Origin of the sequence: Vibrio sp. 1167, assembly GCF_033340375.1 — a bacterium.
Lineage (GTDB): Bacteria > Pseudomonadota > Gammaproteobacteria > Enterobacterales > Vibrionaceae > Vibrio > Vibrio alginolyticus.
Window position 1 is genome coordinate 257334 of sequence record NZ_JAWOWK010000001.1, and the last position, 19106, is coordinate 276439.

The 19106-nt window shown below is 44.7% G+C and carries 21 protein-coding genes; 8 read left to right on the plus strand and 13 right to left on the minus strand.

Translation table 11 applies throughout. The features are described from left to right. Nucleotides 1-166: 166 nt before the first annotated feature. A complete protein-coding gene (locus R7Z78_RS01105) occupies nt 167-793 on the minus strand; it encodes an OmpA family protein (protein WP_025768460.1) in 627 nt (208 codons plus the stop codon). Nucleotides 794-1075: 282 nt separating this feature from the next. Between R7Z78_RS01105 and R7Z78_RS01110 the strand changes: the two genes are divergently transcribed. Then, nucleotides 1076-1708 (plus strand): thiol:disulfide interchange protein DsbA/DsbL, encoded by a 633-nt coding sequence (locus R7Z78_RS01110; RefSeq protein WP_005375635.1) that lies wholly within the window; start codon nt 1076-1078, stop codon nt 1706-1708. 13 nt (nt 1709-1721) lie between these two features. Continuing rightward, nucleotides 1722-2195 carry an FKBP-type peptidyl-prolyl cis-trans isomerase gene (locus R7Z78_RS01115; RefSeq protein ID WP_054578695.1) on the plus strand — a complete coding sequence of 158 codons (474 nt, stop codon included), beginning with the start codon at nt 1722-1724 and terminating at the stop codon, nt 2193-2195. A gap of 82 nt (nt 2196-2277) precedes the next feature. Here the strand turns inward: R7Z78_RS01115 and cyoE are convergent, their stop codons facing one another. From cyoE to R7Z78_RS01135, 4 genes are read right to left on the minus strand one after another with little or no spacing between them, the layout of a single operon-like run. After that, the gene (gene cyoE, locus R7Z78_RS01120; protein ID WP_104976502.1) at nt 2278-3177 is read right to left on the minus strand and encodes a heme o synthase; all 900 of its coding nucleotides are present in this window, start codon (nt 3175-3177) and stop codon (nt 2278-2280) included. After that, complete coding sequence (locus R7Z78_RS01125) at nt 3170-4189, minus strand: COX15/CtaA family protein (protein WP_033906821.1); 1020 nt, start codon at nt 4187-4189, stop codon at nt 3170-3172. Before R7Z78_RS01125 ends, cyoE begins: the two co-directional genes overlap by 8 nt. Before the next feature lie 11 nt (nt 4190-4200). Continuing rightward, nucleotides 4201-4737 carry a cytochrome oxidase biogenesis cluster protein gene (locus R7Z78_RS01130; protein WP_104976501.1) on the minus strand — a complete coding sequence of 179 codons (537 nt, stop codon included), beginning with the start codon at nt 4735-4737 and terminating at the stop codon, nt 4201-4203. Next, on the minus strand, nt 4727-5518 hold the full coding sequence (locus R7Z78_RS01135; RefSeq protein WP_169644602.1) for an SURF1 family protein: 792 nt from the start codon (nt 5516-5518) through the stop codon (nt 4727-4729). The genes R7Z78_RS01130 and R7Z78_RS01135 overlap by 11 nt, the downstream gene beginning before the upstream one ends. Here R7Z78_RS01135 and R7Z78_RS01140 point away from each other — a divergent pair. Further along, complete coding sequence (locus R7Z78_RS01140; protein ID WP_169644567.1) at nt 5517-5753, plus strand: DUF2909 domain-containing protein; 237 nt, start codon at nt 5517-5519, stop codon at nt 5751-5753. The genes R7Z78_RS01135 and R7Z78_RS01140 overlap by 2 nt on opposite strands. Before the next feature lie 24 nt (nt 5754-5777). On the opposite strand, the gene R7Z78_RS01145 is transcribed toward R7Z78_RS01140, so the two are convergent. From R7Z78_RS01145 to coxB, 4 genes are read right to left on the minus strand one after another with little or no spacing between them, the layout of a single operon-like run. After that, nucleotides 5778-6662 carry a cytochrome c oxidase subunit 3 gene (locus R7Z78_RS01145; RefSeq protein ID WP_005385214.1) on the minus strand — a complete coding sequence of 295 codons (885 nt, stop codon included), beginning with the start codon at nt 6660-6662 and terminating at the stop codon, nt 5778-5780. Between the two features lie 51 nt (nt 6663-6713). Next, nucleotides 6714-7253 carry a cytochrome c oxidase assembly protein gene (locus tag R7Z78_RS01150; RefSeq protein ID WP_017821600.1) on the minus strand — a complete coding sequence of 180 codons (540 nt, stop codon included), beginning with the start codon at nt 7251-7253 and terminating at the stop codon, nt 6714-6716. Nucleotides 7254-7273: 20 nt separating this feature from the next. After that, a complete protein-coding gene (gene ctaD, locus R7Z78_RS01155; protein WP_017821601.1) occupies nt 7274-8905 on the minus strand; it encodes a cytochrome c oxidase subunit I in 1632 nt (543 codons plus the stop codon). Continuing rightward, nucleotides 8902-10065, minus strand: coding sequence for a cytochrome c oxidase subunit II (gene coxB / locus R7Z78_RS01160; protein ID WP_005385208.1), 1164 nt, complete (start codon nt 10063-10065; stop codon nt 8902-8904). The genes ctaD and coxB overlap by 4 nt, the downstream gene beginning before the upstream one ends. A 330-nt stretch (nt 10066-10395) precedes the next feature. Here coxB and R7Z78_RS01165 point away from each other — a divergent pair, with 330 nt between their 5' ends. Continuing rightward, nucleotides 10396-12090, plus strand: coding sequence for a phospho-sugar mutase (locus R7Z78_RS01165; protein WP_025768465.1), 1695 nt, complete (start codon nt 10396-10398; stop codon nt 12088-12090). A gap of 98 nt (nt 12091-12188) precedes the next feature. Here the strand turns inward: R7Z78_RS01165 and R7Z78_RS01170 are convergent, their stop codons facing one another. Together R7Z78_RS01170 and R7Z78_RS01175 are read right to left on the minus strand one after the other, a co-directional pair. After that, nucleotides 12189-12611, minus strand: coding sequence for a GNAT family N-acetyltransferase (locus R7Z78_RS01170; protein WP_005375519.1), 423 nt, complete (start codon nt 12609-12611; stop codon nt 12189-12191). A gap of 79 nt (nt 12612-12690) precedes the next feature. Next, nucleotides 12691-13323: a LysE family translocator gene (locus R7Z78_RS01175; protein WP_005375522.1), complete on the minus strand. Its 633-nt coding sequence runs from the start codon at nt 13321-13323 to the stop codon at nt 12691-12693. A 229-nt stretch (nt 13324-13552) separates the two neighbouring features. On the opposite strand from R7Z78_RS01175, the gene R7Z78_RS01180 reads away from it, so the two are divergent. The 3 genes from R7Z78_RS01180 (at nt 13553) to R7Z78_RS01190 (ending at nt 15481) form a co-directional block, all read left to right on the plus strand. Continuing rightward, nucleotides 13553-14380, plus strand: coding sequence for an AraC family transcriptional regulator (locus R7Z78_RS01180; protein ID WP_005385198.1), 828 nt, complete (start codon nt 13553-13555; stop codon nt 14378-14380). Nucleotides 14381-14459: 79 nt separating this feature from the next. Then, complete coding sequence (locus R7Z78_RS01185; protein ID WP_064354591.1) at nt 14460-15170, plus strand: AzlC family ABC transporter permease; 711 nt, start codon at nt 14460-14462, stop codon at nt 15168-15170. Further along, complete coding sequence (locus tag R7Z78_RS01190; protein ID WP_005385193.1) at nt 15170-15481, plus strand: AzlD domain-containing protein; 312 nt, start codon at nt 15170-15172, stop codon at nt 15479-15481. Before R7Z78_RS01185 ends, R7Z78_RS01190 begins: the two co-directional genes overlap by 1 nt. Here the strand turns inward: R7Z78_RS01190 and R7Z78_RS01195 are convergent. Both R7Z78_RS01195 and R7Z78_RS01200 read right to left on the minus strand, forming a co-directional pair. After that, nucleotides 15478-16092: a fumarylacetoacetate hydrolase family protein gene (locus R7Z78_RS01195; protein WP_017635857.1), complete on the minus strand. Its 615-nt coding sequence runs from the start codon at nt 16090-16092 to the stop codon at nt 15478-15480. The two genes, R7Z78_RS01190 and R7Z78_RS01195, sit on opposite strands and share 4 nt — an antisense overlap. A 221-nt stretch (nt 16093-16313) precedes the next feature. Continuing rightward, on the minus strand, nt 16314-17372 hold the full coding sequence (locus tag R7Z78_RS01200; protein WP_064354590.1) for a porin: 1059 nt from the start codon (nt 17370-17372) through the stop codon (nt 16314-16316). Between the two features lie 609 nt (nt 17373-17981). On the opposite strand from R7Z78_RS01200, the gene R7Z78_RS01205 reads away from it, so the two are divergent. Continuing rightward, nucleotides 17982-18953 (plus strand): porin, encoded by a 972-nt coding sequence (locus R7Z78_RS01205; protein ID WP_005375535.1) that lies wholly within the window; start codon nt 17982-17984, stop codon nt 18951-18953. Nucleotides 18954-19106: the final 153 nt, after the last annotated feature.

Below are 19106 nucleotides of genomic sequence, written 5' to 3' on the forward strand. Positions count from 1 at the left end.
GTAAAAGAGGCACCTAACGGTGCCTCTTTTCTATTTTTTCTAGCTAGATGTTGCCGTGCGAGCTTTCCTTATTCAGTCTTCTTGCTCAACTCCGAACTTAAACTCCACTAAGCAAATAACGGGTATGCAAGAACAACACAACGAAGATTACCGCCTAACGTCTGCGTTATTCATCCACGATCAATGTTAGCTCTACGCGCCGATTGCAAGCTTTACCACTCGCTGTCGCATTGCTGCACTTCGGTACATACTCCCCGAAGCCTCTAGAAAACACTCGTTGACGTGGAATACTCGTCGCCAATAGTTGTTTTTCTACTTCACGAGCTCGCTTTTCAGATAGCGTGTCATTGAAGCTTTCAGCTCCCGTGCTATCCGCATGACCATCAATCACGACATCAACATCAGTTCTTCCAGCCAGATAGTGACCAATGTTTCGAATCCAGTCTTGAGATTGAGCAGATAACCGTGCAGAACCCGTTTGAAAATGCACTTGCTCTTTCAAACGTATCATCAGGTGACCACCACTGAGCGTCTCGTGAGGAATGTTATGCCTGCTCAGGAACATTTCCAGAGAGGTCACGTTTTGCGACTTTTTTACTGACGCCCTCGCCGTTTGATATGAACGAGGGGAAGAAGCCACATTGGATGCGCTCGGGTATCCCCACTCTGGGTGTCTCAGCTCAGTGTTTGATTTAGGAGCTGTATCTAAAATGTTCCCACCAGGGACCATATCTTGATCGAGGCTGCTGCACCCGGCCAGAATGCCACAAACAATTAAAAACCAATGCTTCATACCATTACCAACGTAGAAAAACTCTTGTTCATTGTGTCGACAAAACACGCCGAATCTTTAGCGCTTTTGTCCACCGATTGGTTTGTCTATGCAGCGTTCATGCCACTGGAGTCAATGCAAAATCATCTCTCGAATAAAACGCAACACTAAAATACCCTACCCTTACAGTCCATACGTCAGGCAAAGTCTGTTACCAATGGTCTCACTTTATTGTTATTTAATGGTTTTAGTCACTATCGTTAACCGATAAACTAACGCAAATTTCTCATTTAGAGCACTACTATGTTAAAAACCATATCGAAAGGCTTTGCTGTTGTTGTTGCCGTAATGGCTTTGTCGGCATGCGATAGCGGCAAGAGTCAGCCTCAGCAAGGCAAACAATACGAAGTTTTGCCAGTATCCCTTGAAGAATATGATTTAGCTCCCCTGACTGAAGCATTCTCTTTAACTTGTGGCCACTGCCGCTCAATGGAAGAGTTTGTCCCTCAAATTGAATCATTGACCGATCAAAGCGTTGAAAAAATGCATGTAACGTTCAATGAAAGTGCACAAGTGAGCGCCATCATCTTCTATACTGCCGTAATGCAGCTTGAATCAACACCAGATAAAGCGTTTATGGCGGATCTTTTTACTGCTGTGCAAATGGGTGCCGATGCAACGGCTGAGGAACGCCAAATCGCCGTAGAGAAAGCCTTTGAGTCTCGCAACCTTATCAGCCCTTACCATTTAGATGAAGCACAGCAAAAAACGCTGTTTGAGTACATCACTAAGGCAGAAGCGATCACGACTCGCGGCCAAATTAACTCCGTTCCAGCCTTTATCGTAAACGGAAAATATCAAGTGATTACTGGTGGTCATGACAGCGTTGAAGCCATGGCAGAAACCATCAACTTTTTGCTAAAACAACCTAAATAGACAAGGAGATCACGTGTCTAAATTTTTGTTTCCTCTTATTATTTTTATTTTGGCGGGCTTTTTCATTTACCGTACTTGGACAAACCATAAAGTAGCAGATGAAAACTTTGCCAAAGGCCAAGCATTCTTACTAGAAAATGCGAAAAAAGAAGGCGTTATCACAACAGAAAGTGGCCTTCAATACATGGTTCTTGAAAAAGGCGAAGGTGAGGTTCACCCAACTGCAACAAGTAAAGTAAAAGTACACTACCACGGCACCTTGATTGATGGCACGATATTCGATAGCTCTGTTAATCGTGGTGAGCCTATTTCATTTGGTCTTAACCAAGTCATTAAAGGCTGGCAAGAAGGTCTACAATACATGGTAGAAGGTGAGAAAATCCGCCTTTTCGTACCAAGCACGCTTGGCTATGGTAAGAGTGGCTCTGGCCCAATTCCACCAGCAAGTGTTTTGATCTTTGATGTTGAGCTGCTAGAAATTCAATAAATCTAGAAAGCTTTGTCTTAAAGCCAAAGTATCAAAACAGAAAACGCCGCGAACCACGCGGCGTTTTCTGTTTTAAGAAAGGTTAAAAACCAATATAGTGATCCGAAAGCAATGCAATGAACAACGCCAAAAGATGATAGATAGAGAATTTAAACGTCTCCATCGCGGTATTTGACTCTGGTGCATATTTTAGCTTCCATGCATGGTACATAAAGCCAACATTGAGTAGTAGCGAGGCAAAAAGATACACCACGCCGACCATACCAACCAAAACCGGTAGGACACAAACCAAAGTCAATAGCACCGTATACAACAGAATAGAAGTTTTGGTGTACTCAATGCCGTGTGTCACTGGCAGCATGGGAATATCTACCTTGCGGTAATCCTCGACACGATGAATAGCCAGAGCCCAAAAATGTGGTGGCGTCCAGATAAAAATGATCATCACGAGCAGCCAAGCATTCGCATGTAATTGCCCTGTTACAGCAGTCCAACCGAGAAGAGGCGGCATCGCACCGGCAATCCCTGCAATGACGATATTTTGGGGCGTAGCACGTTTGAGGTACATTGTGTATACCATCGCATAGCCGAGCAAACTCATCAAAGTCAACCATGCCGTCAGCGGGTTGACTATCGCATAGAGAAGTACAAACCCTAAGACACCTAAAACTGTAGCGAAGGCTATCACCGATGATGGCTTAGTCTCACCCGATGGCAATGGTCGTTTGTGTGTGCGTGCCATTCTCGCATCAATTCGGCGGTCAATTAGATGATTAAACGCTGCCGCAGACCCTGCCATCAGACCAATCCCCGTTAGGCCAACTACCGCCTGCAACCAGGGGAAATCATCAACCGGGGCTAAGCTCATCCCTACTACTGCCGTCACCAACATTAACGCCACCACTTTAGGTTTCGTTAACTTCAAATAAACGGAACTTAGTCGCTTTCGCCCATTTAACGACAGCGCGATTTCTTTACTCATAGCGAACTCCTTTCGCGGTGTAATTCCAAGCCGTTTTACCCTGCCACAAGTAAAACTGGCTAACACAAACGAGACTCAACATAACAGCGGCACCAAGGTTGTGCGCCACCGCGACATAGATAGGAAGTTGAAATACTACGTTGCTTACACCCAGCATAATTTGGCACACCAGAGTGAATAACAACCACCCTCCGATTCTCTGTGAATGATGAGAATCTTGCCTCATAAGCCCAATACTATAAGCCAATACCACGGTGGCGGTAACAATAGCGCCTATACGATGAGTGACGTGTATAGTCATTCTTGCCGGATACTCCAAAACACCAAATTCATAATTCTCGAATCCAGTTTGCCAGAAAGAAAACGCTTCTTTCCATGAGAGATGGCTCATCCAGTCTCCCTCACAAATCGGCAGTGTGGTACACATCAGCGCAGCATAATTTGACGAAGTCCATCCTCCAAGGAGCACTTGCACCAAAACAACCAGAAAAACCAACAATGAAAAGCCTCTCAGAGAGCTAGAAGATGGAGAGAAATAGAGATTGTTTTGCGCTTTTAATTGGCAGTAAAAAATCGCCTGTAACGCCAATAAAACAAAACCACCGAGCAAGTGAAGCATCACGATGACGGGCATTAATTTAAGAGTAACTGTCCACATTCCCAAAAGTGCCTGCCCAATCACCAATACGCTTAGCAACATCGGAATGGTTGAATTTACACGCTCAGACCTTATTGATATCGCTGCCATCGCAAAAATGACTAAACCTAACGTTCCTGCAAAATAGCGATGAATCATCTCAAGCCATGCTTTCTCATGCTCTACTGCCCGCTCGGGGAAGTTCAGGTTAGCACGTATGACGTCTTCTTCTTGATGCGGCACAGAAAAGTGCCCATAACAACCAGGCCAATCCGGGCAACCTAACCCTGCATCTGAAAGGCGAGTATATGCTCCTAACATGATCACCACGAGAGTTAGCAGCAAACTGAATCTAACCAACTGAATTAATTTCATATGCACTTCCTCTAACCGACTCGTGACAGTTTTAAGAGCTTGCGTAAGTCCGCCAACATACCTTTATTCAATAGGACTAAGTCCTCATTTGGTTTCGGCGAGTAAGACATCACCAGTTGCCCAAGAGGATCAACGATCAACATTTGCCCAGGTTTCACTTTTGCGGTAACCAATTCATTCATTTGCATCGCTAACATCGATACTTCTATGGGAGCTGAATGCTCAGTCTGCCAAACGACTGGCACTACTCGCTCTTGATACTTACCTAAAGCAACATGGCTTTGCTGAAGCAGGTAAAGCTGCTGTTTACACTCTTCAGTGCATTCGTTAGGCAATACATAAGCGAGTTGCCAAGCATGGTCTTTGAGAGGTGACTCTTGACCAAGTTGCTCTAACGTCGTGTATGGTTCGACTAACTCGCCTCTATTGGTCACTCCGCTTTGATACCACCCTTGTGTGAGAATGACTTTTGCAATGACAGCGGGAAGCGCGAACGTACAAACCAGCGCAATCAACATTAGTCGTCCTTTGGTTACTTTAGATGTCATGCTTCACCTCCATGTGACGCAACTTTTTTTGCCAACGAACAAAAACAATTAAAGTCAGTAATAAGAAAACACCTGCCATCGAAAACCATTGAATCGAATAGCCAAAATGTTTGGCACTATTGAGTGGCAATGGATTCCAAGGAAAGTCATAGGGCCAACGAGTTAAATTGTCTGGCTGCAAGACTGCGGGCATAAGTTCAATATTCAGTAGCTGATTCAATTGCGCGATGTTTAGGTTTTGCACGCGAATAACATCGCCAACTTCCGGCATTAACTCTGAACTCAGTGGATTAGTAGATTTTCGGTACAGGCGTCCTGTGATGAAAGTCGAATTATCGAGTTTGGTGACCGTTGGTAACACTGAGCGTTCTGCTCTTCCCTCGACAAAACCAAGCTCCAATAACGCATAGGCACTAGGCTCATCGCTCGTCAATACAATCTGAAATGCTAAATATCCCACACTGCCTTTATGCGTTTGGTTGTCTAACAAAATTACGGGAAACGCCTGAGGAACAACATTAACTTCCACTTTTTTCCCGAGGATACTTTCCTCTCGCCAGTCGTTGTCTTCAAGAACGACGCTTAGTGCTTGGTACGCACTATCCGCACGCGCGAGAATGGCTTGTTCCAATGCTTGTTTTTCCTGCCCTCTCTCAAACTGCCAAAAACCCAGTTTGACCAAAAGAGAAAACACAACCACAGTTAAACCAACTGCAACCCAAAACCGTTTCGATAGCCATAATTGTCTTGATAACAACAATGATGAAACCGGAGGTGCCATGTCCACCGTATTTCTATTCAAACTGACGCTTGTCCTTTTGCTGCTTTTCATTATCTTCAACCTCGCAAAAGCGCTTATCGAAATGGTTCGTGAAGACCCAGATAATCCTGAAAAAAGAGACAAACCCATGAGTCATTACTTAGGCCGTCGAGTCATGTTCTCCGCTTTGGTGGTCGTCCTTTTGCTTATTGCGCTCAGCTCGGGTTGGCTAACACCAAACCCTCGCCCTTATTAGTCGAACCAAGAGTTCACACTGCGCCTAAAGTACGTAAACAAACACAAACAGACATAACCAAACCACATCCACGAAATGCCAATACCAACTGCCCGCTTGAAAGGCAAAATGGTTCTTTGGCGAAAAGTGATCTTTAGCGATTCTGAACAGCAGCACGATCAAGAAGATAGTCCCAAGACAAACGTGTAAACCGTGGAACCCCGTCAACATGAAGAACGTGTTACCGTAAATACCGGACTGCAACGTGAGCCCTATGTCTTGATAAGCATGAACATACTCAACCGCTTGGTAATATAGGAAAAAGCCAGCAAGTACGATGGTTATCTCTAACCAAACAATCAGTGCCGTTCTTTTGTCTTGTTCAAGGCTTATATGCGCCATATGTAGCGTAATAGACGACAATAGCAGCAAGATAGTGTTGGTAAGGGGTATGCCCTGCCACGGCATAGCTTGTGTTGTTTCTCCTCCCGGCGTCAGTGTGAGTGGCCACATCGCTTCGAAGGTTGGCCACAGGACTTCGTTAGTCATGAAGTTATTATCTGCCCCACCTAACCAAGGCACAGAAATCATTCTGGCGTAGAACAAGGCACCAAAAAAGGCACCAAAAAACATCACTTCAGAAAAGATAAACCAGCTCATTCCTTGGCGAAAAGAACGAGTAATTTGCGAGCTGTATTTTCCACTCAGTGATTCAGTAATCACATTACTAAACCAACCAGCCAACATGTAAAGCAAGAACAAGAAGCCCACCGCTAGCACAATGCCACCAATGGTTCCCACTGCACCGTCACTTTGTGTCCCCTGGACGGTCATGCCCGCGCCAACAGCAACCAAAAACAGAGCAAATGCACCGATGATCGGCCAGCTACTTTGAGCGGGAACATAATATGTTCCTGGCTTGTTACTCATAATTTCTCTCCTTACTGACCAACCTTGGTCTGTATCTCTCTCCCTGAGTGGCTAAGAGCCTGTAGGAGGGGGAAGTTTATAGAGTGTGTAAGACAGCGTTAACGTGTGTATAGACTCAGGCAAGTCCGGTTCGATATAAAAAATCAACGGCATTTGAGCTTGCTGTTTACCATCCAGAGGCTGCTGGTTAAAACAAAAACACTCAATCTTATTGAAGTAAGCAGCTCCAGTCCCGGGAGAAACAGAAGGAACGGCTTGCCCCACCAACTTCTGCCCGCTTTCATTAAATGCAAGGTATTCAGTTTGCACTACTTCACCTGGGTGAACATCCATCGAAATCACTTTGGGTCTAAACTCCCAAGGCATATCTGGGCTTACATGCGCCATAAACTCCACGCGAATAGTTCGGCTCATGTCCGGCTGCATACCTGTCGGTTGAATAGCGGCCACTTCACTTGTCTTTCCATTGATTCCCAATGCGTCGCACATCACGTCATAAAGTGGGACCAGTGCATAGCCGAAGCCAAACATTAACAGGGTCGCCAAAAGTAACTTCACTGTGAGCTTCTTGTTTGATGGATTCGGTTTCATGTCACTCACCCCACTCTTTGCTAGTCAATCTCAGGCGGTGTAGTAAACGTATGATGTGGCGCAGGGCTTGGCACTGTCCACTCTAAGCCCTCCGCACGTTCCCACGGTTTTGCAGAAGCCTTTTCCCCGCCACGAATACACTTGATCACCAACCATAAGAAGATCAGTTGTGACAACCCAAATGCAAACCCACCAATTGATACTATTTGATTAACATCAGCAAACTGAATGGCGTAATCCGGTATGCGTCTTGGCATGCCCGCTAAGCCTAGGAAGTGCATTGGGAAAAACAGGACATTGACGGAAATAATTGAGCACCAGAAATGCCATAAACTCAGCTTGTGGTCGTACATATTACCCGTCCACTTAGGTAGCCAGTAGTATGCCGCTGCCATGATCGAGAATACCGCACCAGATACCAACACATAATGGAAATGGGCAACTACGAAGTAAGTGTCATGATATTGGAAGTCCGCCGGCACAATCGCCAACATCAGTCCCGAGAAGCCACCAATGGTAAACAGCACAATAAAGGCAATGGCAAACAACATTGGCGTTTCAAATGTCAGAGCTCCACGCCACATGGTGGCAACCCAGTTAAAGACTTTAACCCCCGTTGGTACCGCAATCAGCATAGTGCAATACATGAAGAAGAGCTCAGCAAAAACTGGCATCCCCGTGGTAAACATGTGGTGCGCCCACACAAGGAAAGATAACAATGCAATGCTGCACGTCGCGTAAACCATCGAATGATAACCAAACAGCTTCTTACCACTGAAAGCAGGCAGAATGGCGGAGATGATTCCAAACGACGGTAAAATCATGATGTACACTTCTGGGTGACCAAAGAACCAAAAGATGTGTTGGAACATTACCGGGTCACCACCACCAGCTGCGTCAAAGAAGCTAGTCCCGAAATATTTGTCAGTAAGAACCATGGTCACCGCACCCGCTAGTACCGGCATAACCGCGATCAACAAGAAAGCGGTGATTAGCCAAGTCCAAACAAACATTGGTAACTTGAACCAAGTCATTCCCGGAGCTCGCATATTTACGATCGTCACGATAACGTTGATCGCGCCCATAATGGAGCTGATACCCATGATATGAACAGAGAATACAAACAGCGCAGTGCTATCCGGGCCATAAGTCGTGGACAGCGGAGCATAAAACGTCCAACCAAAATCAGGACCGCCGCCAGGTAAAAACAACGAGCTCAACAAGATGAGAAATGCAAAAGGTAAGATCCAAAAGCTCAAGTTGTTCATGCGCGGTAGCGCCATATCTGGAGCGCCGATCATCATCGGGATCATCCAGTTAGCAAGACCCGTAAATGCTGGCATCACCGCACCAAATACCATTACTAAACCGTGTACCGTGGTCATTTGATTAAAAAACTGCGGATCGACTAGCTGTAGCCCTGGCTGGAACAGTTCGGCACGAATGATCATTGCCATCGCACCACCTGTTAGAAACATCGCAAAGCTAAACCAAAGGTAGAGGGTGCCTATGTCTTTATGGCTTGTAGAATACAACCAACGAGTGATGCCCTGGGGTGCATGATGCTCGTGACCATCATCGATCGCAATGGTACTGTTCGCACTGGCTTCTGCTGGCGCAGACTTCACTGCCTTATCTATTGGCTTACTCATATTTCCTCCTTAGCACTGCCTTGTGCCTTAAAGGCATTCACATCGGATGCTTGCACTGTATCGCCAGTATCGTTGCCCCATGCATTTCGTTGATATGTGATAACCGCGCCAATTTCTTTGTCACTTAACTGATTAGAAAAAGCCTGCATTGCGGTGCCCGGGCGACCGTTGACAATAATATCTATGTGCTCTGTAACATCTCCGGTTGCAATAGGACTGCCTTTAATCGCGGGAAATGCACCCGGAATCCCCTCACCATTTGCCTGATGACACACAGCGCAACGCGCCGTGTATATCGATTCGCCTTGCGACATCAATTCGTCCATAGATAAGTCTTGAGAGAGCGCTTCTTGTGCCGCCGCTTTTTGAAGCGCGAGTTCTTCCTTCTTACTCGCTAGCCATTCATCGAACTTTTCTTCTTCCATTGCATGCACCACCACTGGCATAAATCCGTGTGCACGACCACATAGCTCCGCACACTGACCGCGATATACGCCTGGCTCATCAATTCTTGTCCATGCTTCATTGATAAAACCTGGAATGGTGTCTTTCTTGACGGCAAAGTCTGGTACCCACCAAGAGTGAATGACATCATCAGAAGTCATCAAAAAACGCACTTTGCGATTCACAGGCAACACCAAAGGGTTGTCTACTTCCAGTAAGTAATGCGCGCCTTTAGCTTCGATTCCATCAATTTGTTTTTGGCTGGTGGCAAGCAAACTGAAGAACTCAACATCTTCACCAAAATAGCTGTAATGCCATTTCCATTGCGAGCCTGTGATCTTGACCGTGATATCCGATTGGCTTGTGTCTTCCATTGCTACTAGAGTTTTTGTTGCGGGAATCGCCATAGCGACAAGAATGATGATGGGTATGACCGTCCAAATAATTTCCACTTTTGTGCTTTCATGGAAATGTGCTGCAACTGCTCCTTTTGACTTGCGATGACGGAAGATGGAATAGAACATCACACCAAAAACAATCAAAGCAATTACACAGCAGATATAGAAAATCAGCATATGTAATTCATACACTTGCCCACTTATCTCTGTGACCCCTTTTGTCATGTTGTAGTCATTTTCCTTTGACCAACCAAAAGAGGAAAATGTGATTAAAATCACATTCAGTGATAAGGCTAGAGTAGTCGTTAATCTTTTCAAAAGATCTCTCCTCTGCTCAGCCGCTACGCCTACGCGAGCTTCCTTGCGTCCCGATGCAAATATCGAACAACTTTACGAAAAATCACAAAAACTACGATTTCGACACGGTTTGTTATATTTATGTTAAAAGGCTAGTTATAGTTCCAAGGTTCTTCAAGAAATTAAATATGATTAAATTTTGTTCGGATAAGAAAAATTAATTCGGTTTATCGATTGCCCTCTTTGAAATGTAATTGAGAACCATTTACATTGATTTAAAAGAAAACATTGAGATACTTACCAAACGAAGTGTCCAAGAAAGTAGGCTCCCCCTACTAAGGAATGACTGATATGACAGCACTAATTACGCAATGGCTAGAACGAGACCCTGATCCTAAGACTCGTGAAGAGCTACAACACCTCGTCGATACGAACAATGAACAAGAACTTACTGATCGCTTTGGCTCACGCCTTGCCTTTGGTACTGCAGGCTTACGTGGCAAAGTGGGCGCAGGTCCAAACCGAATGAACCGCTTGGTGATTCAAGAGACCGCCACTGGTTTAGGGAACTATTTGCTTGAGCAAGTCAAAGATGCCGCGAGTCGTGGTGTCGTTATTGGCTACGACGGTCGTCCCGATTCAAAACAATTCGCGCATGATACCGCATCCGTACTGACGGCCCTTGGTATCAAGGTTTACCTAACGTATGACGTTGCAGCAACCCCAATTGTCGCGTTTGGTGTCCGTACATTGAATGCGGCGGCCGCTGTTGTTGTTACTGCCAGTCACAATCCACCAGAATACAATGGCTTTAAAGTATATTGGGAGAATGGCGCACAGATTATTCCTCCACACGACTCTGGAATCGCAGCGAAAATTGATGACGCAACAACGAAGCCATTACCTTTAATGTCTCTCGATGATGCAAAACAGCACGGTTTGTTAGTTTGGTTGGAAGACGACTACTACCAAACTTACCGTAAGACAATGAACGAAAACGCGCTGCTTACTCCTGACAACAATACCGATATATCTATTGCTTACACCGCAATGCATGGCGTTGGCGCGAATATGGCGGAAACGCTACTTGCCGACGCAGGCTTCCAAAAAGTGGCAAGTGTTAAGGAACAGCGCGAACCTGATGGAAGCTTCCCAACCGTCAACTTCCCAAACCCTGAAGAAGCCGGTGCAATGGATATGGTGATGGCATTAGGTAAGTCCGTAGATGCCGATATCGCTTGCGCGAACGATCCAGATGCGGACCGTTTTGCCGTGGCAGTTAAACGCCCAGATGGCGAGTATCAAATGCTAACAGGTGATCAGGTGGGCTCACTGTTTGGCGATTACTTGCTGGAACAGCAACCTAACGCTTTGGTTGGCAACACCATCGTATCCTCAAGAATGCTGAGCAGCATCGCTAAGGCGCATGGCGCACAATACTATCAAACATTAACTGGCTTTAAATGGCTTACTAACGTTGCCATGGAACAAGAGACAGAAACCAACCCATTCTTGTTTGCTTATGAGGAAGCGCTCGGTTATACCGTGGGTAACAAGGTGTGGGATAAAGATGGTTTATCTGCAATCGTCGCGTTTTCACAGCTAACAGGCAAGCTTAAAGCGCAAGGCAAAACACTGTGGGATAAACTGGAAGAGCTGTACCGCGAGCACGGTTTCTACTTCAACGCACAACGCAGCATCGCTCTCGACCCGAACTCTCCACCAATCGGCGACAAACTCCGAGCCAATCCACCAACAGAGATTGCTGGTAAAAAAGTTGCAGTAACCGAAGATCTAAAAACATCGGTTCGCATGTTTGACGACGGCTCTGAAGAATCCATTGACTTACCAGCAAGTGACGTATTGATTTATCACCTAGAAGATCAATCTCGCGTGATTGTTCGTCCTTCTGGTACTGAGCCAAAACTAAAATGTTACTACGAAGTCATCAACCTCTTCCCTGCGGATATGAGCTATGAACAAGCACAGCAAGCAGCAGAAGCGAAGATGAACGAACTTATCGACGCGCACCAGCAAAGTTTGTAAGTCAAAGAGAAACATAGATATTTGATACAACAAGAGGCGCAAATTCGCGCCTCTTTTTTGATTTTCACTAGAACAAGTCAAGCTAACCCGTGCTTTCCCTAGCCTACAATTTCCTTTTGTAGAAAGTACTTGTGGATGCCCTCTGCAGGATAGCCTGAGTACTGCCCCACTTTCTCAAAACCCAATTTGAGATAGAACTCAAGAGCTTGAAAGCTGTAGGTATCCAAATAAACATGGGTAACCCCATGAGGCTTTACTTTTTGTTCTAGCATCGACATTAATTGACTACCGAGACCAGAGGTTCGACTTTCAGCGTCTACCCACAAAAACTCAACAAACACCGTATTTTTAAACATTTCGCCAGTCAAGCCACCCATGATCTTGCCATTCTCATCTTTTGCGAAACAGCCTACAGCATGCACTTCCCCTTCAGGTAAATGCAGTCGGTTATAAGATCGAATACCTTCACGAACAAAATCAAGGTCTGTTTGATCTGGATTTAAACAAAATTCAAGCTTCATATATCCTCTCCTTAGGAAACACCAATATCCTAAAACAAAAAGCCAGCAATTGCTGGCTTTCTAATGGAATATGATAACTTTACAAGGCGAAACTACTCAGCATCCACAACGCCAGAATAACAAACACTAACCCCATTAGTTTATGTTGATACGTGCGGAATTTTTCGTTCTCGAGCAGCCCTTTGCCCAATGTGCCTGCTAACCCAACAAGTAATAAATTGAATGACAAGCCAAGAACGTTCAACAATAACCCTAGCGCTAGCATCTGCTCACCGGAAGATGCAGTGATATTGCTTGAGACAAACTGCGGCAAAAACATCACAAAAAAGACCAAGGCTTTAGGGTTAAGCAAATTACTCATCAAAGCACGCTGATAATAAGTTGATGCCATTTTGTTTTGACCATCAAGCTCTGGAGCCGAAGATGCCTCAGCTCGTAAGCAGTCCCAACCCATTTTTAACAAGTAAGCGCCACCTAATAGATGAAGGACTTTAAGGGCTATTGGGCTCATGGCAATCAGGGTAGATACGCCCATCGCAGCAAGCAAAGTAAGAATAACACCAGACGTCGCATTGCCTAAGCTAGCAAAAAGACCGACCTTCTTACCGTAACTCATACTAGAGCTCGCTATCAGCAACATATCGGGCCCTGGTAACAGCAACAAAGCCACTACTGCGGTGAGATAAACAGGAAGTACAGATAAATCAATCATGATGGAACCGCTTTTCTACAACAAGGCGGCGAATGTTATACCAACAAAATAACATCATCCAGCCCAAAATAGCCAAGATAAGTCAAAAAATAAAAATCATAGTTTGCCCAGTTGAAAAGTAGCAATCAATTCGCCTGTTTATCAAAATCGAATAGCAATTTTGTACAAAAATAAGCACGATGGATCCGTTACACTTCTAAAATGATTTTCTTGAGCAGACCGGATAAAGATGAAAGAAAAGAATAAGGAAATCGCTACCTTCAAGATAGCTCAAGAGCTCGGCGGTTTAGAACTTCTCGATGCAAAGTATGAGAAGCAGAATTTTTCACGCCATAGCCACGAAGGTTACACTATTGGTGTCATCGAAAAAGGGGCACAACAATTTTTTAGGACGGGCGGGAATCATATCGCGCCACAGGACAGCATCATCCTTGTTAATGCAGATGAAGTACACAACGGGCATTCAGCCTCGGAAGGCGGTTGGGAATACAAAGCAATGTACCCTGTACCTCAGCAGTTTCAAACTTTAGGACAAGAGCTTGGTTCACCAAATGTAGCTCTGCCCTATTTCCCTCAACCTGTGGTTTACGATCCTGAGCTGGCTAGTCAGTTACGATTGGTATTTGAAACACTAGAAAAATCAGACAACCGTTTATTGAGAGAAACTTTGGTTTACGGCACGTTGATCAAGCTAGCCAGTAAACACAGCACTCATCGGGCACCACTGAAAGAGTCAACCAGAGCTCAGCGACAAGTGCAGCTCGTCAGAGAATTTTTGGAAGACTTTCCACAAACGGACGTCTCACTAGAAGAACTCGCCAAACTGTCTGGATTAAGCCCTTTTCATCTGCTGAGAGAGTTTCAAAAGCAATTTGGCTTTCCGCCTCATGCCTATCAAATTCAGCAACGTTTACGTATGGCGAAGAAGCTACTAAAAATGGGACAAAAAATTTCAGACGTGGCACAAGAATGCGGCTTCCATGATCAAAGCCATCTGCATCGACACTTTAAAAAAGCCATGGGCGTCACTCCCGGCCAATACGTCCGTCACAGCTAAAGCAGCAATATTGTACAAGGCGTTATGCGACTACCGAGCTATCTTGGTAATCTGATTTAGGAATAAATAAGAAGAAACTATGGACCACACTTTGCCGTTAAAAAAAGAATCAAAAGCCACGCTATTTTGGCAAGGTACACTTGCGATGATGCCTCTGAGTATCGCAGTGCTCCCTTGGGGCTTACTCGCAGGCTCATTCGCAATTGATACTGGGCTTCACCCTTTGGAAGGACAAGCACTATCCGCCATTTTGTTCGCAGGTTCTGCACAGCTCGTCGCGATGGGAATGATTAAAACGGGAGCAGGTCTAGTGACCATGTTACTGACAACGTTTTTTATCACCTCTCGACACTTCCTCTACAGTGTATCGATGCGCAGTAAAATTGCACCGCTCCCTCTAAAATGGCGATTATCACTCGGCTTCTTACTTACTGACGAGCTGTTTGCGATTGTAGGCCACCATTCCGATAAACAATTTAATCGCTGGTATGCACTTGGGGCTGGTCTGAGTTTTTACCTGTTTTGGAATGTCGCGACATTGACGGGCATTATTGCGGGAAGTCTAATCCCTGAACTGAACGAAATGGGTTTGGAATTTGCTGTAGCCGCTACTTTTATCGCGATAGTAGTACCCACCATTAAAAATGCAGCGGTGCTCGCGAGTGTTATTGTGGCTTTGGTGAGCTCAGTTGCCCTAACCTATTATCAAATTGAGGGAAGTTTGATGATTTCGAGCATTTTAGCCATGCTTACTGGTTACTTTGTGGAACAAGTAAAGGAGAAACGCTAATGATCATGTTGGCTATTTTGCTGATGACGGTACTTGTTTTCACCAGCCGCTACTTGTTTTTAGAACCCAAGCTACCATTGCGATTAGGGACGCGCACTCAAAAAGTACTCAATTACGCTAGCCCCGCAGTACTGACTGCGATCTGGGCACCGATCGTTTTCATTCCCGATGGGGAGCTCAGCGTCAATGTGCAAAACCCATTTTTACTGGCTGCCGTACTGGCTGCTTTAATCGCGTATTTTACTAAAAATGTTCTTTTAACGACGGTTATCAGTATGGTGGTATTTCTCGTTCTACGAATTTGGCTTTAATCCGCCAACCACTCAATCTCCAACAAGGTGACATCGCCACACTTTAATCGACCAAGGAAGATGTCACCTTCATGTACCTCACCAACGCCCTTTGGTGTACCAGTCATCACTACATCGCCATCTTGAAGTGTTGTGTAACTGGTTAATTCATCCAGGATAGTTAGCGGCGGATAGAGCATTTGGTTAACGTGACCTTTTTGTACACGAACACAGTTGATTAAGAGCTCAAGGTTTAGATCATTGATATCAATGTTATCCAAAGAGACAAACCGACTAAACACAGCGGAGCCATCAAATGCCTTAGCACGCTCCCACGGCAACCCCTGATTTTTAAGCGAGGATTGCAAACCACGCTTGGTCAGATCCAATCCCAAACCAACCGCTGAATAACGTCCATCCTTGATCAAAAAGCAGATTTCAGCCTCATAATGAAGGGGCTCTTGATGGAATGAACGCAGAGTTGTTGATACGGAGGTTGCGGGTTTATTAAATACAACCATTTGCTCAGGCATTGCATTATTAAGCTCATGAATGTGTTCAACGTAATTTCGTCCAACACAAAGCACTTTACCCACTTCTACTTTCTTTTCTTCAACTTGAATAACACTCATCATTCTTCCCTGCAAAACAAAAATCCCATCATAATCTAACCTATTGACTTAACGACACTAAATAGCAACCTCTAGTGTAAAAAATAAGACATTCACCCCGTTTTGAATTTTGTATCATCTAATTGAAACAGCAAAGTATTTGTAAAACAAATAGACAAAAAAGCCAGCACGAGGCTGGCTTTAGATCAATGAGCTTGAATAATAGTTCTCGCTAAACCCTATTATAGGTAGTAACGAGCACCTAACGCCCATTTGTCATCAGTTTCACGACCATTGTCGTCATTTAGGTCAAACTGGTAACCCGCGTAACCAACAAATTTAGGCGTGAAGTTGTATTCTGCTTGTAGTGCCATTTCTTCACGAGCAGTTTCTGTTTTAGAGTTCTTAAACTCTTTACCTTCCACCATTTCATAGTTAACACTCAAGTTTAGGCTGTTCGCCAGAGCGTATGCGATGATCGCCTCGTACGCATCACTTTCTTCTAAACGGTCACCTTTTGCACTGAAGTTCATGTTTTCGTTTGAACCATAAACTGCAGCAAGGAATAGGCCTTGGCCGTACGCACCGTAAGATGCTGATACAACGTGTGATTCCGCCGTGTGCTTACCTGCATATGCAGGGTGCTGGAAATCGCCGCCATTGTAAGAGTAACCGATTTTAGCGCCCATGATTGAGTAAGAAAGCGCAGCTTGCACACGGTCATCGTATTTAGCACCGCCAGTTATAACTCCAGCATCGTTGCGCGTGTAATCATCGTTTGCACCCTGCCAACCAAGACCAAAGTTGATCACACCCGCTTCACCCAGCTCGATGGCATTACGGTAAGAAAGCATTTTATCCGCACGGCCAGTGCCAAGGTTTCCATGATCGTCATAGATGAAGTCGTTGGCAAACGCGATTGGCATATCTGCAATACCTGCGACATCGTAGTAAGGTGACCATTGCGTACCACCTACTGCACGACCATAAACCTCATGCGTTACACCTAAGTAACCTAGACGCGTTTTAAACGACTCTTCACCACCGTCTAAGTAGTTTAGCGCCCATTCACCACGTGCGTCTGCGGTGAAGCCATTACCCAAATCCTGTGTCGCAGAGATATTGATACGAGGAGAGTTAGTACCCACATCCGTGTCACCTTGCTCTGATCCATTTAAATTAACAGAAACGTGGCCGCCCATCGAAAATGTTGTGCCATCGTTATTATATAGTTCCACTGCAACTGCTTGAGTACCGAAGGTTGCTGCCGCGATTGCCGCTGCTAATAATTTTTTATTCATTTCTAAATCCATTACTTATTAGTTGGTTAGTCAGTTTTAGACCCGGCTTTGGTTCACTTTCGTAAAAACGAAATGATGAACAAAGAGAGGAATACAAAGGCTATCCGAGGCATCGTTTCCACCAGATTAGTTTTACCTTTGTGTAACAACTGCCGACACTTTATTTGATTAGTTCCTGACAACCGAGTGAAAAGATCTCAGACAAAACCTAAAAAGCAATCGTTTACTTAGCCTTCAAGAAATCGAGAAATAAAAACCTTACAATAAGAAATGCTTTAGAGAGAGTTAGCTCACAAATAGCTGATGATTCGCTATTTTTAGGCCAAACTTCCCTGCCAAATTGAAATGTTTACTTACATTTAGGGTCAAGAAGCAATTCAGGAACTTTTTGAAAAAAACACAGTCTTTAACGGAGAGGAAAAAACCTCAAAAAAGATAAACCTTTCTTTTTATAAGTGGTATGAGAAGGGGAACTTATTCTTTCCAGCAATAAAAGTGCAATCAAATCATAACTTAACAGAAATCTATCTTTCATTTTCAGCCTTTACCTTAGCGTCATCAACACATCGGGCAAGAAAGCCCATCGATTACAACTAGGGTAATAAGAAAATGAAAAAGGCAGCACTAACTACTGCAATTCTTACAGCATTGGTATCAGCACCATCATTCGCAGCAACTGTATACAAAAACGACGGTACTGAATTAAAAGTTGGCGGCCGCGTTGAGTTTCGTGGTGACTTCATCGGTTCAGACGGTGCTGAAGTTGAAGGTTCCATGGAAGATAAAAGCCGTGCTCGTCTTAACCTAAAAGGTAAAACAGACATCGGCAACGGCCTTTCTGCTTTCGGTGTTTACGAAGCCGAACAAAAAACGGGCAAGAGTGAATTCAAAAACCGCTACATGTATGCAGGCGTCGACTCTGATATCGGTGCTTTCTCTGTAGGTCGTCAAGACATGGCTGCAGTCATCATCTCTGACATGACGGATATCACAGAATTCTCTGGTGTTCAGCAAGTTATTGATTCGTCGTCTGATAAGCAAGACAGCGTTTTCGCATACCGTGGTGCGTTTGATGCACTACAACTTCAAGCAACCTACCAAGCAAACTCTAGCGATAACGAAGATAAATACGGCATCTCTGGAATGTACTCACTACCAATGGGCCTCGACTTTGGTCTTGCATACTCTGGTGGCGATGTAGATAAAGATAACTCTGAAGATCAAATTCTAGGTGGTATCGCTTACTCGATGGACAACCTTTACCTAGCAGGTACTTATTCTCAAGGTTCCCTGACTGACTCTGAAGACTTTACGGCTTACGAGCTAGTCGCAAGCTACAAAGTAGCAAGCAAAGTGACACTTGCAGCTCTATACACAGCTCAAGAGAATGATCCAGACAACGGTTCAAAGTACGACACCGTTGAAGGTATCGAGCTTGTTGGTTACTACAAACTAAACAGCAACTTCCGTACTTACCTGTCTTACTACATCAACCAACTTGATGAAGCAAAAGATGCAACAACAGGTCTAGTAACAGAAGGCGAAGATACACTGCGCCTAGGCGTACGTTACGATTTCTAGTTCACTCTTGTCCTAAGAGCGAGTCCACTTGGCCAGCACCTTTGCTGGCCATTTTTTATGTAACCCAACACAACTCGATAAGTTTTCACACTATCCAAGCATCGCTCAGCAATGAAAAACGAGCGTAACGACGCCTACTTCTGCCCTCTTTTA

Coding starts and splice junctions, on each gene's coding strand:
- ctaD (WP_017821601.1), bottom strand. CDS start 8,905: ATGAGTAAGCCAATAGATAAGGCAGTGAAGTCTGCGCCAGCAGAAGCC.
- R7Z78_RS01135 (WP_169644602.1), bottom strand. CDS start 5,518: ATGGCACCTCCGGTTTCATCATTGTTGTTATCAAGACAATTATGGCTA.
- R7Z78_RS01150 (WP_017821600.1), bottom strand. CDS start 7,253: ATGAAACCGAATCCATCAAACAAGAAGCTCACAGTGAAGTTACTTTTG.
- R7Z78_RS01185 (WP_064354591.1), top strand. CDS start 14,460: ATGGACCACACTTTGCCGTTAAAAAAAGAATCAAAAGCCACGCTATTT.
- R7Z78_RS01190 (WP_005385193.1), top strand. CDS start 15,170: ATGATCATGTTGGCTATTTTGCTGATGACGGTACTTGTTTTCACCAGC.
- R7Z78_RS01130 (WP_104976501.1), bottom strand. CDS start 4,737: ATGACATCTAAAGTAACCAAAGGACGACTAATGTTGATTGCGCTGGTT.
- R7Z78_RS01170 (WP_005375519.1), bottom strand. CDS start 12,611: ATGAAGCTTGAATTTTGTTTAAATCCAGATCAAACAGACCTTGATTTT.
- R7Z78_RS01110 (WP_005375635.1), top strand. CDS start 1,076: ATGTTAAAAACCATATCGAAAGGCTTTGCTGTTGTTGTTGCCGTAATG.
- cyoE (WP_104976502.1), bottom strand. CDS start 3,177: ATGAGTAAAGAAATCGCGCTGTCGTTAAATGGGCGAAAGCGACTAAGT.
- R7Z78_RS01105 (WP_025768460.1), bottom strand. CDS start 793: ATGAAGCATTGGTTTTTAATTGTTTGTGGCATTCTGGCCGGGTGCAGC.
- R7Z78_RS01180 (WP_005385198.1), top strand. CDS start 13,553: ATGAAAGAAAAGAATAAGGAAATCGCTACCTTCAAGATAGCTCAAGAG.
- R7Z78_RS01165 (WP_025768465.1), top strand. CDS start 10,396: ATGACAGCACTAATTACGCAATGGCTAGAACGAGACCCTGATCCTAAG.
- R7Z78_RS01125 (WP_033906821.1), bottom strand. CDS start 4,189: ATGAAATTAATTCAGTTGGTTAGATTCAGTTTGCTGCTAACTCTCGTG.
- R7Z78_RS01140 (WP_169644567.1), top strand. CDS start 5,517: ATGTCCACCGTATTTCTATTCAAACTGACGCTTGTCCTTTTGCTGCTT.
- R7Z78_RS01195 (WP_017635857.1), bottom strand. CDS start 16,092: ATGAGTGTTATTCAAGTTGAAGAAAAGAAAGTAGAAGTGGGTAAAGTG.
- R7Z78_RS01200 (WP_064354590.1), bottom strand. CDS start 17,372: ATGAATAAAAAATTATTAGCAGCGGCAATCGCGGCAGCAACCTTCGGT.
- R7Z78_RS01205 (WP_005375535.1), top strand. CDS start 17,982: ATGAAAAAGGCAGCACTAACTACTGCAATTCTTACAGCATTGGTATCA.
- R7Z78_RS01145 (WP_005385214.1), bottom strand. CDS start 6,662: ATGAGTAACAAGCCAGGAACATATTATGTTCCCGCTCAAAGTAGCTGG.
- R7Z78_RS01175 (WP_005375522.1), bottom strand. CDS start 13,323: ATGATTGATTTATCTGTACTTCCTGTTTATCTCACCGCAGTAGTGGCT.